General features: G+C 72.7%; 3 protein-coding genes. All 3 read right to left on the bottom strand.

What is annotated here, in order from left to right:
- Nucleotides 1–12: 12 nt before the first annotated feature.
- Genes NQZ70_RS24095 through NQZ70_RS24085 form a run of 3 tightly spaced genes read right to left on the bottom strand, consistent with a single transcriptional unit; the run spans nucleotide 13 to nucleotide 14,134 of the window.
- Nucleotides 13–759 (bottom strand): thioesterase II family protein, encoded by a 747-nt coding sequence (locus tag NQZ70_RS24095; protein WP_129576293.1) that lies wholly within the window; start codon nucleotides 757–759, stop codon nucleotides 13–15.
- Nucleotides 756–10,733: a non-ribosomal peptide synthetase/type I polyketide synthase gene (locus NQZ70_RS24090; protein WP_129576292.1), complete on the bottom strand. Its 9,978-nt coding sequence runs from the start codon at nucleotides 10,731–10,733 to the stop codon at nucleotides 756–758. Before NQZ70_RS24090 ends, NQZ70_RS24095 begins: the two co-directional genes overlap by 4 nt.
- Nucleotides 10,730–14,134, bottom strand: a complete 3,405-nt coding sequence (locus tag NQZ70_RS24085; protein WP_129576291.1) for a non-ribosomal peptide synthetase — start codon at nucleotides 14,132–14,134, stop codon at nucleotides 10,730–10,732. The genes NQZ70_RS24090 and NQZ70_RS24085 overlap by 4 nt, the downstream gene beginning before the upstream one ends.
- Nucleotides 14,135–14,138 lie beyond the last annotated feature (4 nt).

Genomic DNA, 14,138 nt, shown 5'->3' with positions numbered 1-14,138 from the left:
GTGTGACGTCGCTCATCGCGCCGCGGTGGCCTGGAGGATCCTGGGGAACACGGCGGCCATCACGAGCGCGTCGTGCTGCTTGATGAAAAAGTGGTCTCCGGGCAGCTCGACGCGCTCGTAACCCCGCGTCGAGCAGAGGCTCCAATGCCCGGTCGCTTCCCAGGAAACCACGGCGTCGGCCCTTGCGGCGCACACGGTGATGGGCACCGGCAGGGCGACGGGCTCGGGGCGGTGCCAGGTCTCCGCGAGGGCGAGGTCGGCGCGCAGCAGCCGACCTACCATGTCGCGGAGCTCGGCGTGCCGGAGGACATCGTCGGGGATTCCGCCTCGCCGCCGTAGCGCCTCGATGAAGTCCGGCTCCGGCAGGCGGTGGAGCTGGTGCGGATCGGGCAGGTGCGGGGGACGCGCTCCGGAGACGAAGAGCCGCGCGGGCGTGGCGCCAGCCTCATGGAGGCGCTTCGCCAGCTCGAACGCGATGAGCCCGCCGAGGCTGTGCCCGAAGATCGCCGTCGGCGGCCCATCGCCGAGCTCGCGCTCGATCGCCGCGACGACCTCCGTCATCGAGAGCGACGGCGGCTCGCGCGCGCGCTCTTCCCGACCGGGGAGCTGGACGCGAACGACCTCGACCGCATCTGGCGCCCGCTCCGGCCAGAGGCGGAAGAGCGACGCGCCTGCGCCCGCATGGGGCAAGCACAGGAGCCGCGCGCGGGGCCGTGCGCTTGGTGCGCTCCTGATGAGCCAGCGCCCTCGATCGCTCATCGAGAAATCTCCTGTGAAATGGATCGGGGAGCGGCGTTCGCCGTCCGCTCCAGCACGCGCACGACCATCGCGGCGACGCGCGACGCGATGGGAGCGAGCGAGAAGTCGTAGTGCCCGCAATCGAGAGGTTCGATGTCGAAGCGCCCTACGAGGATCGGCGTCCACCCACGATCCGGCGGGAGATCGAGCGACGGGCCGCGGGACGCCTGCGCGGAGATGAGGAGCGCGTCCCCCGCGTAAGCTCGCGGCTCGTACCGTCCGAGGGCGCGGAGCTTGGCCGACAAGTGCAGGGAGATGCTCCTCCATGCCGCGACATCGTCGCCGGGGCGGAGAATGCCGCGACGCTCGGGCGTTTCCTCGTGCCGCGACGCGTCCCACGCCTGGACGAGCGCGCCCGCGGGAACCTGGTCGAGCGGCAGGCCGAGCCACGGCTCGACGCCGTCGCGAACGGCCGCAGGCGCCGCGCTGTCGAGGAGGACGAGCGAGACGAGCGGCGCGCCGGCGTCCCGGAGGCGGCGCGCGACCTCGAGCGCCATCACGCCGCCGAACGACCAGCCCACGAGCACACAGGGCGCTCGGCTTGTGCCGAGCGGACGCAACACCGCGGCGCAGTCGTCGGCAAGCGCCTCGATGCTCAGATCCTCGCCCTCGTTCGCGGCAAGCTCGACGGCGATCACGGCCGCCCGGCCGTCGAGCGCTCGGGCGAACGCCTCGTATCGCCACACGCCGTCGCCCGGCGCCTCGATACAGACAATCTGCGCCGTATCCACCGCCCGGTTCAACCGGACTGCCCGGATGCCGCGCCGCGATCCGTCGGGGGCCTCCAGCGCACGCGCGAGCTCCGCCACGGTCGGATGCTGAAACAGAATGTCATGCGGCACCGCGCGTCCGAGCTCCTCGCCCGTCGCCGGGCTCGACGATGAGCCCGCCTGGATCCGGGCGACGAGGCGCTCGAGCACCGGCTCGGTGAACAGCGCGCGGATCGGCACCTTGAGGCCGTGCCGCCGCTCGAGCTCCAGGACGAAGCGGGTGGCGGCGAGCGAATCGCCGCCGAGCTCGAAGAAGCTCGAACGCAGGGAGACTCGAGGCGCTCCGAGGATCTCCTGCCACAGCGCGGCGACCTGGCGTTCGAGGTCAGTGCGAGGAGCGACGTGTTCGCCGCCCTGCTCGGCTGCGTCGATCCTCGGTAACGCGCTGCGGTCGACCTTGCCGTTGGCCGAGAGCGGCAGCGCGTCGATCGCTCGAACGTGCCGCGGCACCATGTGCTCCGGCAGCCGTTCGCGCAGGTGCTGCAGGAGCTCGGCCTCGCTCGCCTGGGCGCCGTCGCGCAGCGCGACATACCCGACGAGCTGCTTGCGGCTGTCCCTGGGGTCGCCATGGGCGACGACCGCTGCCGCCTTGACCGAGGGGTGAGCGGCGAAGACCGCCTCGATCTCGCCGAGCTCGACGCGGTGGCCGCCGATCTTGACCTGCTGGTCGTCGCGACCCAAGAGCTCGATGAGCCCATCTCTCCACCGGCCGAGATCACCGGTCTTGTACAGCCGTTCTCCGGTGGGTGCTCGAGGGCCCAGCTCGGTCGTTTCGAGCGCAGCCCCGCTCGTCGAACCGTCGGCCCAGGAGATGAAGCGCTCGGCCGTCTTCGTGGCGTCCCCCCAGTAGCCGCGGGCGAGGCCGAGACCGCCGATGTAGAGCTCCCCGGTCACGTGGTCCGGGCACTCCTCCATCCGATCGTTGAGCACGTACCAGCGCTGATTCCGCAGCGGCCGGCCGTACGGCACGCTCGTCCAGCCCGACAGCGCGCCTCCGATGGGGTGAACGATCGACCAGATCGACGCCTCCGTCGCGCCCCCGAGGCTGATGCACCGGGTTCCGGGCGAGAGCTTGCACAGCCGCTCTGGCAGATCCAGCGGAATCCAGTCGCCGCTGAGCAGCGCGAGCCGCAGACCGAGAGTCGCCCCGCGCCCCTCGGCGTAGTCGACGAGCATCTGCAGGAGCGCCGGCACGCTGTTCCAGAGCGTCACCCGCTCGCGCTCGAGCAGCGAGAGCCAGTGCTCCGGGTCCTTCTCGGCCCCCCGCTCCGGCATCACCAGGCAACCACCGGCAGCGAGCGTCCCGAAGACATCGTACACCGACAGGTCGAAGCTCAGCGACGAGACGCCGAAGACGCGATCCTCCGGTCCAACGCCGAAACGATCGTTGATGTCCTCCACGGTATTGACCGCGCTCCGGTGCTCGATCATCGCGCCCTTGGGGACCCCCGTGGAGCCGGACGTGTAGATGACGTAGGCGAGATCGTGAGGACCCTGGCGCGGCTCACCCCATGACGGCTCGCGACGCCCGGCGTTGTCGACCGTCTCGACCTCGACGCCACCAGGGACGGTGATCCGACCCTTCACCGCGGTTTGCGTCAACACGAGCTTCGCGCCCGTGGCCTCGAGCAAGGCGTGGATGCGCTTCTCGGGCAGGGTCGCGTCGATGGGCACGTAGGCGCCGCCCGCCTCGAGCACGGCCAGGACGGCCACCACCTGCTCCCAGCCGCGCTCCATCACGACCGCCACGAGCTCGCCGGGGGCCACGCCGCGGGCGAGGATCCTGTCGGAGAGCCACGCGGCGCGCCCCGCGAGCTCGCCGTAGGTCAGGCGGCGCTCGCCGCAGACCACCGCCTCGCGGGACGGCTCGGCCTGCGCCCGCCGCCGGAAGGCGCTGTGCAGCAGGTCGCCGCTCTCGGGCGCGCGGGTGGAGTTGGCACGGCGGCGCGCCTCCGCCTGCGCGGCGGGCAGCCCCACCGGGCTCGGTGCGTGCCAGGCGGCCTCGCCCTCGCCGCTGAGCCGCTCGAGCAGCCACGTGTACGCCGCGAACATCGCCTCCAGCGCGCCCGGCGCGAACGCCTCCTCGACCGCGTCCCAGTAGACACCGAGGTGCCCCTCGCTCTCGTCGACGTGGTGATCGAGCAGGACCTGCGGCGTCTGGCTGATGCTGAACACCACCTCGCCGAGCCTCGCCGTCTGCGCGGCGTCGTCCGCGTGCTGCGTGTCGGCCTGCCGGTCGAGGCCGAAGAGGCTCGTGAAGACCACCGGCGTGATGAGGTCCGGCCGGTCCTCATGCATCCTCCGCAGCTCGCGCAGCACGCGCACGCCGCCCACGTGGCGGTGCTCGAGATCGTCGAGGAGCCGCCGCTGGACGGCCGCCGCGCGCTCGACGAAGGTCGCTCCCTGCCGGCGATCGACGACCAGCGGCGTCAGCGTCGTGAACTCGCCGACGACCTCCTGCACCTGTGGGTGGACCGGCAGCCGGTTGAACGTCGGCAGGCTGAGCGTGAACCGCTGGCGGCGCGTGAAGGCGCCGAGCACCTCCGCGTAGGCGGCGAGCAGCACCCCCGAGGGCGTGAGCCCGAAGCCGGCGGCCCGCGACTTCAGCCGCGACCACGCCTCGCGCGGGAGCCGGTGGCCCCGGCGCTCGAAGCGCGGCTTCTGGATGCGCGCTGGATCCTTCGCGAGGGGCAGCGCCGGTCCGAGCGGCATATCCCGGAGGCGCGCCTCCCAGTACCGCCACGAGCGTGCGTAGGTCGCGGAGCGCTCGAACGCGCGCTGAGCCGTCACGTAGTCGCGGAAGCGGACGCCGAGCGGCGGCAGCTCCCGGCCTTGCACCTCGTAGAGCTCGGCCCACTCGCGCAGCACGATCGCCATGCTGCGGCCGTCGAGGGCGATCATGTCGATGCCGACATGGACGCGGGTGGTGCCTTCATCGATGCGCGTGGCGCGAATATCGAAGAGCGGCCAGCGTTCGCACGGGGCAGCCCGGTGCGAGAGCGAGGCGCGGAGCTCGGCGAGCCTGGCCGCCCGCTCGGGCGCGGGCGCCCCCGACAGGTCGAGCAGCTCGATGCGGTAGGCGGGCACGGTCTTCAGCACCTGCTGCCGGCCGTCGGGCAAGAGGACGACACGCAGCATGTCGTGACGATCGATGAGGCGCTGCAAGGCGCGCTCGATGCGCGCGAGATCGATGGCCTCGCAGTCGAGCTCGAAGTAGCCGTGGCAGGAGACGTCGCCGAGGATCATGTCGGCGCCGCGGCCGATCCAGTAGGCTTGCTGCACCTCGTTCAGGGGGAACGGCTCGTACCGCCCCGCCTCGTCCTCCCGGAAGAAGGCGCGCGGGTCGTCGCCCTCGGCGGGCCCTTCGCCCGTGAGCGCTGCGGTGATGTGCTCGGTCAGCGCGCCGGCCGTCGGCACCCCGTTCGCGGCGCGCAGGACCTTGTTCGGCGCGATCCGGACGCCGAGCTCCTTCGAGAGCGAGGCGGTGAGGTTCAGGAACATCAACGAATCGAGGCCGAGCTCCATCAGGTTGGCGGTGGGCTCGATCCGCCGCTCGTCGATGCGGAGCATCCGGGCGAGACGACTGCGGACGTGCGCCGCGGTCTCGGCGGCGCGCGCGCCTTCGAGCAGGGCCTTGAGCCTGCGTCCCGCCGCGTCCTCCTCGTCCGGCTCCGCCCTGTCCGCGCGCCGCTCGACCTCGTCGTAGATGGCGGGCACCGCGCTCCGCGGATAGCCGCGCAGCAGCTCGGGCCAGCGGGCGTCGAGGATCCCGAGGTGCGCCCTCGCCGCCCCGAACGCGTGATCGAGGCACGCCAGAGCGTTCTCGGGGGCGAGGCCCAGCAACCCCCCGCGCTCGACCTGCGCGGCGTGCACCGGATCCGCGACGGCGCCGACGTGCAGCCAGAGGCCCCAGCTAATGCTGAGCGCGGGGAGGCCTCGGGCACGGCGGAACGCCGCGAGGGCATCCAGAAACGCGTTCGCCGCGCCGTAATGCGGCAAGCCGTACGCCGGAACGAGGCTGACGGAAGAGGAGAACAGGAGAAAGAAGTCGAGAGGGAGGTCGCGCGTGACCTCGTGGAGCACCCACGCCCCCTCGACCTTGGGTGCGAGGACGGTCGCGAACTCCTCCCACAGAGGACGCTCTGACGACATGCCGGCGCCGAGGTCGAGGGCGCTGTGGACGACACCGCCGAGCGCCGGACCGGACCGCTGGATCCGATCGACGAGCGCGCGCATCGCCGTGAGATCGGTCACGTCGCCGCGAGCGAGCTCGACCTTCACGCCGCGCCCGCGGAGGTGCTCTGCGAGGGAGAGCGCCCGTTCGCCGGGCTCCGACCGGCCGAGGAGCACGAGGTGCCGTGCGCCCTTGTCGGCCAGCCGCTCGGCGACCTTCATCCCGATCCCGCCGCGGCCGCCCACGATGAGGTACGTGCGATCCGGTGAGACCGGGATCCCGGCGCCGGTCGCGGAGAAGTCACGCCGCGACATCCGCACGATACGCGGCGCGAGCACCCGCTCGCCGCGGAGCGCGACGACGCCCTCGTTCGGGCCGATCCGCGTGAGGACATCGAGCACGGGCGCCGGATCCCGCGGCGTCATGGCTGGGTCGACATCCACGAGCCGGAGGTGCAGCTCCGGGTGCCCCACGGCAATGCTGCGCACGAAGCCGAGGAGAGGCGCCTCGGCGACGGCCGGGGCCTCGTCGCCGATCGCTTGCGCGCCGCGCGTGAAGACCAGGAACCGTTCGAGGTCTTCCCACGAGGTCCCATCGAGCGCTCCGATGAGGTGCAGCAGCCCGTTCAGGTGCCGGCGCTGCGCAGCGCGGATGGCGGTGACGGTGTCAGCGCGCTCCGCGTCCAGGCCCCAGAAGCACGCGATGGATCGAGGGGCGAGGGCTCGATCCCCGTCGATCGCTCGCACAGCGCGAACCAGGCTCTCAGGCTGCTCGAGATCGACCGCATGGCATGTGGCGCCCGCGAACGCGGCCTCGCCTCCGGGCGTGTCCGGGGTGAGCAGCACGGAGGCCCGCGCGCCGGCCCTCGCGAGCGCCTCGACGAACGCGCGCGCGAAGCCGCCGCGGTCCGCGCAGACGATCCAGGCGGTCCCACGCGGCGCGTCGGCCGAGCGCGGCGCGTCCGCGAGCTCCGTCGCCGGGCGCCAGTCGATGCCGTAGAACAGGTCTGTCCGGACGGCCTCCCCCGGCGCGCGGTCGCCGCGCGCTGCGGCCGCGCCCATGGAGGCCCGCCGCTTCCCGCCGGCTTGCGCGACCAGCACCCGCTCGCCGACGGCCGCCCCTGCCGAGCGCGCGTCCGGGAGCGCCTTGCGCTGGACGAAGCCGCACTCCGAGAGCAGGCGCTCCCACGCGTCCTCCTCCAGGAACATGCGCCCGCGGCGCAGCTCGCCGTCGGTCACGTCGCCGAGGAGCAACCCCGTCGTCAGATCGGCGGCCAGGCTGTTGCGCGTGACCTCGTAGAGAACGAGCACACCGGACGGCGCGAGGAGGCTCCTGGCATTCTGGAGGGCGCGCCGGAGGTCCGGCGCGGCGTGCACGGAGTTCGCGGCGATGATGAGGTCGAAGCCGTGAGGCGCGAACGACTGCTCGAGCAAGCTCCTGCCGATGTCGAGGAGGCGGAGATCGAGCTTTGGGTAAAAGGCGAACCGCTCTCTCGCGCGCTCCAGGAACACAGGCGATACATCGGTGAACACGTAGGACGTGTCGCCGTCGAGCAGCGGGAGGATCTGCTCCGTGGTCGCGCCGGTACCGCCGCCGATCTCCAGGATCCGCGCTGGCCGGAGCTCGCTCTCGACGAGGGCGCGCACGACCTCGCGCACGATCCCGTTGAAGTAGCGCGACGTCGGGAGCTCGGCGTAGATCCGGTAGGCATCATCGACGCTGCCGTCGCTGAAGATCACGCCGCGCGGGTCGCAGCCGCCTGTCAGGACCTGGGGCAGCGCCCGGCCCACGGTGAGCACGATCTCCCCGAGCGCGGACGTCCTCGCGCGGAACGCCGCCGCTGTGCCCTCGGCGCGCGCGCACGCCTCCGGGGAGCTCGACACGAGCTCGCCGTAGCGCCCGCCGTCGCCTCTCCGGAGCTCGCCTCGCGCCGCGAGGAGCTCCGCGACGGAGCGCACGACGCGAACGAAGCGGGGAGGGACCCCGGCCGCTGCGCAGGCCTCCTCCGGCGTCGACCACCGGAGGTCCCCTTCGGAGCTCCGGGCCGCCTGGCGGCGCGCTCCCCCCCGAGCCTCGCCCCGGAAGAGCCCGAGCTGCCCGAAAGCGAGGCGGAAGTAGCAGGAGCACAGATCCTCCAGGGACCGCTCTTCCTCGAGGTGGGTCGCGAGATCGAGCGCGACGAGCCCTGCTTCCGCCTGCTCGCCCCCGGCGCGCACGAGATCGGCGAAGGCGTCGCTTCGGCCGCCCTGCGCGGCCTTCTCGGGCACCTCCGCTGCGGGCCCGCGGAGCTCGACCCGCTCGAACGGCGTCGCGGGGAGGCGCACGCGACGGCCCCGGCCGTCGTGAACGGCCGCCCAGTCGATGTCCACGCCGGCGACGTAGAGCTGTGCGAGCGCCTCCGAGATCGCATCTCGATCGTCCTGCCCGCCCGACAGCGAGGCGATGAGGACCGCATCGCCGCCGGAGAGCACCTCGGCGCCGAGCTTCGTCAGCACGGCCTGAGGGCCGAGCTCCAGGAACACGCGGTGGCCGTCGCGCGCGGCGAGCCCGAGGCAACGCGCGAACTCGACCGGGCGGAGGAGCTGCTCCGCCCAGTACGCCGGGTCGAGCCGCTCTCCGGGCCGGAGCACCCGGCCTCCCACGTTCAGGAACAGGGTCGTGTTCGCGGAGTGGTGCGGGATCTCGGCCGCGCGCCGGAGCGGGTCGCGGACGGGCTCCATCAGCGGCGAATGGAAGGCGTGCGCGACGTGGAGCGGCCGGGTGGTGATGCCCCGGCGCTCGAATGCCTCGACGTGCTCCCGCACGGCGTCCCGCGCGCCCGAGATGACGACGCGCTCGTCGCCGTTGATCGCCGCAATGGCGACCGGCCCCGGTCCGCCCGCGAGCTGGTCCTCGACGACGCCGCGGGGCGCGAACACGGCCACCATCTCGCCTGGACCTGGCGCGCCGTGCATGAGCTCGCCGCGCGCGGCGGTCAGCCGGAGCGCGTCGTCCAGGCTCAGCACGCCCGAGACAGCGGCGGCCGCGAGCTCGCCGACGCTGTGGCCAAGCACGGCGGCCGGCTCGACGCCCCATGCCTTCCAGAGCTCGGAGAGCGCGAACGCGACCGAGAACAGGCACGGCTGCGCGTAGCGCGTCTCCTTGAGCCTCTCGCCCCCATCGAGCGAGGTGACCATCCGGACGAGGTCGAAGCGGTCGCGCAGGACGGCCGCGCAGCGGTCGAACGCGGCGCGGAACGGCAGGTGCGCCTCGTAGAGCCCGCGCGCCATGCCCGCGTACTGCGCTCCCTGACCCGTGAAGAGGAAGACCGGCTTGACGCCCGAGAGGGCGCGCGCGCCGCTGCTCTGGAAGACGGGCACGGGCGCGGTCTGGCCTTCCCGGCGGGCGTTCGGGTTGACGCTCGGGGCTCCGGGTCGCCGTTCGGCGCCCTCCGCCCCGAACCCCAGGGCGCCGCGCAGCTCGTCCCGGGAGTCCGCAACGATGGCGAGGCGGCGAGTGAAGTGGTGCCTGCCGACGTTGGTGGTGTACGCGACGTCGGCGACGTCGTGGGCCGCCCCGCCGTCGCCGCGGAGGTGACCGCGGTAGGCGCCCACGAGCGCACGAAGGCGCTCGTCGCTCATCGCCGACAGCGTCACCACCGGGCGGATGCGGGACGAAGGCTGCCTCTGCCCGCGGCGGGGCGGCTCTTCGAGGACGGCATGCGCGTTCGTGCCGCCGAACCCGAACGAGCTGACGCCGACACGGCGAGGCGCGGCGCCGGCGGGCCAGGAGCGCGGTTCCTTCGGGAGATAGAAGGGCGATCGCTCCAGATCCATCTTCGCGTTCGGCCGATCGACGTGGATGCTCGGGGGGATCTGTCCGTGGTGGGCCACGAGGGCGGCCTTGATCAGGCTCGCGATGCCGGCCGCGGCGTCGAGGTGCCCGATGTTGCTCTTCACCGAGCCGAGGGCGCAGAACGACCGCGCGTCGGTCTCGGCGCGGAAGACGCGCGTGAGCGCCTGCACCTCGATCGGATCGCCGAGCGGCGTGCCGGTGCCGTGCCCCTCGAGGTAGCCGACGCTCGCGGCGGAGACATCGGCGACCGCGAGCGCCTCCGCGATGACGCGCGCCTGCCCCTCGGCGCTCGGCGCGGTGTAGCCGATCTTGTCCGCGCCGTCGTTGTTCACGGCCGAGCCGCGCAGCACCGCCCAGATGGGATCGCCGTCCGCGATGGCCTCCGCGAGGCGCTTGAGCAGGACCACGCCCACGCCGTTGCCCCCGACCACGCCGGCCGCTCGCTCGTCGTAGGCGCGGCACCGCCCGTCGGGCGATAGGATCAGGCCCTCCTGGTAGAGGTAACCGACCTCCTGAGGCAGCGTGATCGTGGCGCCGCCCGCGAGCGCCATCGCGCACTCCCCGCTCAGGATCGACTGGGCGGCGAGGTGCACGGCGACGAGCGAGGTCGAGCACGCCGTCTGCACCGTGAGGCTCGGCCCCTTGAGGTCGAGCTTGTACGAGACGCGCGTGGCGAGGTAGTCCTTGTCGTTCGCCGTGAGCAGGCGAAGGGATCTCGCCGTCGCTCCTTCCCTCGGGTCGAGGAGCGCAGGCGGGAGGTGCGTGCTCGCGCTGCATCCGGCGAAGACGCCGGTCGGGACCGAGACGCCGCGCGGCGCGTGGCCGGCGTCCTCCAGGGCCTCCCACGCGCACTGGAGAAAGAGGCGCTGCTGCGGGTCGATCAGCTCGGCCTCGCCCTCCGCGTAGCCGAAGAGCGCCGCGTCGAAGGCGTAGACGTCGTCGAGCACGCCGCCTGCCGGCACGTAGTCGGGGTGCTTTGCGAGCTCCTGCGGGACGCCGGCGGCGCGGAGCTCATCCATCGAGAACCGCGCGATCGACTCCCTGCCGCGCAGGAGGTTGTCCCAGAACTGGTCGACGGTATTCGCGCCCGGAAACCGGCACGCCATGCCGATGATCGCGACCGAGTTCGTCTCGTCCAAGGGCCTGTCCCCGCTCATCGCTGTTCCTCGCTCTCGTTGTCTGTCTCGGCCGCGCGACCCCGCGAGCGCTGCTGCCGGCGCCGCGCCCCCTGGAGGCGCGCGAGGCTCACGGGGTCCTGCGCCGCACGCGCGGTGCCCTCGACTGCTTGGGGCCCGATGTCGCGACAGGCCGTCTCCAGGCGCGCCGCGAGGGCGGCCACGCTGCCGTGCTCGAACAGGTCGAGCACGGGGATCTCGCGGCCGAGCCGCGCCTCGAGGATCTTGTGCACCTCGACGAGCGCGAGGGACGTCGCGCCGAGATCGAGAAAGCGGGCCTTGACGCTCACCTGCGGGAGGCGCAGCACCTCGGCGACGACCCCGGCGAGCGTGCGCTCCAGATCGGTGCGCGGCGCGATGTGCTCGCCCCTGCGGTCGCTCACGTCGACCTTGGGGAGCGCGCGGCGGTCGACCTTGCCGTTGGCCGAGAGCGGCAGCGCTTCGAGCAGCCGCAGGTATCGCGGGATCATGTACAGCGGCAGTCGCTCGCGCAGGTGCTGCAGCAGCACGTCCTCGCTTGCCTGGGCCCCCGGCCGCAGCACGGCGTACCCCACGAGCGGCTTCTGGCTGTCCTGCGCCTCCCCCTGCGCGATCACCACCGCCTCCCTCACGCTCGGGTGGTCCCCGAGCGCCGCCTCGATCTCGCCGAGCTCGATCCGATGACCGCCGACCTTCACCTGCTGGTCCTCGCGGCCCAGGATCTCCAGCACGCCGCCTTCGCGGTAGCGACCCAGGTCCCCCGTCCTGTACAGCCGCTCGCCCGTCCCCGCCCACGTCACGAAGCGCTCGGCGGTCCTGGTCGGATCGTCCCAGTAGCCGCGGGCGAGGCCGAGGCCGCCGATGTAGAGCTCTCCGCTCACGTGGTCCGGGCACTCCTCCATCCGATCGTTGAGCACGTACCAGCGCTGATTCCGCAGCGGCCGGCCGTACGGCACGCTCGTCCAGCCGGGCAGCGCGCCCTCGATTGGATGAACGATCGACCAGATCGACGCCTCCGTCGCGCCCCCGAGGCTCACGGCGCGGACGCCCGGCGCGAGCTTGCGCAGCCGTTCGGGGAGATCGACCGGGATCCAGTCGCCGCTCAGGAGCGCGACCCGCAGACGCGCGAGCGAGGCGCCGCGCCCTTCGGCGAAGTCGACGAGCATCTGCAGGAGCGCCGGCACGCTGTTCCACAGCGAGACGCGCTCGCGCTGCACCAGCGTGAGCCAGTGCTCGGGATCCTTGTCGTGGCCCCGGCCAGGCATCACCAGGCAGCCGCCCGCGGCGAGCGTGCCGAAGATGTCGTACACCGACAGGTCGAAGCTCAGCGACGAGACGCCGAGGACGCGATCGGAAGGGCCGACATCGAAGCGGGCGTTGATGTCCTCGACCGTGTTGACGGCGCTCCGGTGCTCGATGACGACGCCCTTGGGCGTGCCGGTCGAGCCGGAGGTGTAGATGACGTAGGCGACGTCCTCGGGCCTCTGCCGCGGCGCATCCCAGGTGGGCGCGCACCGGCCCGCGTCGTCCACCGTCTCGATGGCGCCGTGGCCGTGCAGCGCGAGGCGCTCCTTGACCCACGACTGCGCGAGCACGACGCGCGTCCGAGTGGCGTCGAGCAAGGCGTGGATGCGCTTCTCGGGCAGGGTCGCGTCGATGGGCACGTAGGCGCCGCCCGCCTCGAGCACGGCCAGGACGGCCACCGCCTGCTCCCAGCCGCGCTCCATCACGACCGCCACGAGCTCGCCGGGGGCTACCCCGTGCGCGCGCAGGCGCGCCGCGAGCCATACGGCACGCTCGGCGAGCTCACCGTACGAGAGGCGCCGATCCTCGCAGACGATGGCCTCGCGCTCGGGGTGAGCCTGCGCGTTGCGGCAGAAGGCGCTGTGCAGCAGGTCGCCGCTCTCCGGCGCTGCGGTGGCGTTCTGGCGCCGGCGAAGCCCGGCTTGCTCGGCGGGCAGGCCGACCGGGCTCGCCTCCTGCCACGCCGGGGAGCCCTCCTCGCCGAGCCGCTCGAGCAGCCCCAGGTACGCCGCGAACATCGCGTCCAGCACCCCCGGCGCGAACGCCTCCTCCACCGTGTCCCAGGCGAGGACCAGCGCGCCGCGGTCCTCGTGAAGCTGGTGGTCCAGGAGCACCTGAGGTGTCTGCGTGACCGTGTACGTGAGCTCGCCGAGGTGACCGGCCGGCGCGACGTCGCGACCGGCGGGGCCGGTCGCGAGCATGCTGGTGAACACCACCGGCATGAGCGCGGCCCCGACACGGCGGTGGACGTGGGCGTAGTGGCGGAGCGCGTGCATCCCGCTCACCCGGCGGTGCTCGAGATCGCGCAGGAAGCTCTCTTGAAGGGCGCGCACGCGCTCGGCGAAGGTCGCGCCGTCGTCGCGTACCTCGACCAGGAGCGTGCTGGTGAAGTCGCCGGCGATGCGGTCGACCTCGGGATGGACCGGTTGCCGATCGAAGAGGGTCAGGTTGACGGTGAAGTCGCGCCGCCTGCCGAAGCGGCGCAGCACCTCGGCGAACGCCGCCAGCACCAGCACGGACGACGTCGCGCCGAGCGCCCGACTCCGGTCCTTGAGCCGCGACCACACCGCAGGCTCCAGGCGGCGTTGCCGCCGGACGAAGCGCGGGCGCTCGACGTCGGAGACCCGCACGCAGAGCGGCAGCTCGGGCGCCGGCGGCAGGGTCTCGGCGCGGATCCTCCAGTAGCGCTCGGACTCGCGCCACGCCTCGGCGTCCTGCTGCGCGCGCAGGGTGAGCACATAGTCGCGGAAGGAGACCGCGAGCGGCGGGGGAGCGAACCCGGGATCCTCGTAGAAGCGGCGGATCTCGCCCTGCAGGAGCGCCGCGCTGTGGCCGTCGAGGAGCAGCGCGTCCGAGCTGATGTGAATGCGCGCGCGCCCGTCGTCGAGCCGAGACACGCGGACCGCGAACATGGGCCAGCGGTGCGGGTCCGGTACCCGATGGGACATCGCGTCGCGGACCTCCCGGAGCGCCTGCTCACGCTCCTCGGGCGCCTTGCGGCGGAGGTCGGTCACGTCGACGCGGAAGCGCGGGACCTCGCGGAGGATGGTCTGCGTCCCGCCAGGGCTCACCACGGCGCGCAGCATGTCGTGCCGCGCGACGGCCCGATTCCACGCCTCCTCGTAGCGCTCGACGTCGAGGCCCTCGACGTCGAACTCCTGGTAGCCGTGGCACGCGACGTTACCGAGCTCGAAATGCCCGCTCCGCCCGAGGAAATACGCCTCCTGCACGTCCGTCAGGGGGAAGGGCTCGTTCCGCCGTTCCAGGTCCACGCGGAGCATCGGGCCGGCGCTGTCGTCGAGCGCGATGCCCTGCTCGCGGAGGAGCGCCGCGACGAGCTTCTGTTGTTCATCGGACAGGTCGAAGCCTGATAGCGACATGGTG

The organism is Sorangium sp. So ce836 (genome assembly GCF_028553905.1).
GTDB lineage: Bacteria > Myxococcota_A > Polyangia > Polyangiales > Polyangiaceae > Sorangium > Sorangium cellulosum_D.
Note: the sequence above shows the minus strand (reverse complement) of the source record. Positions and strands in the feature narration are given on the sequence as shown.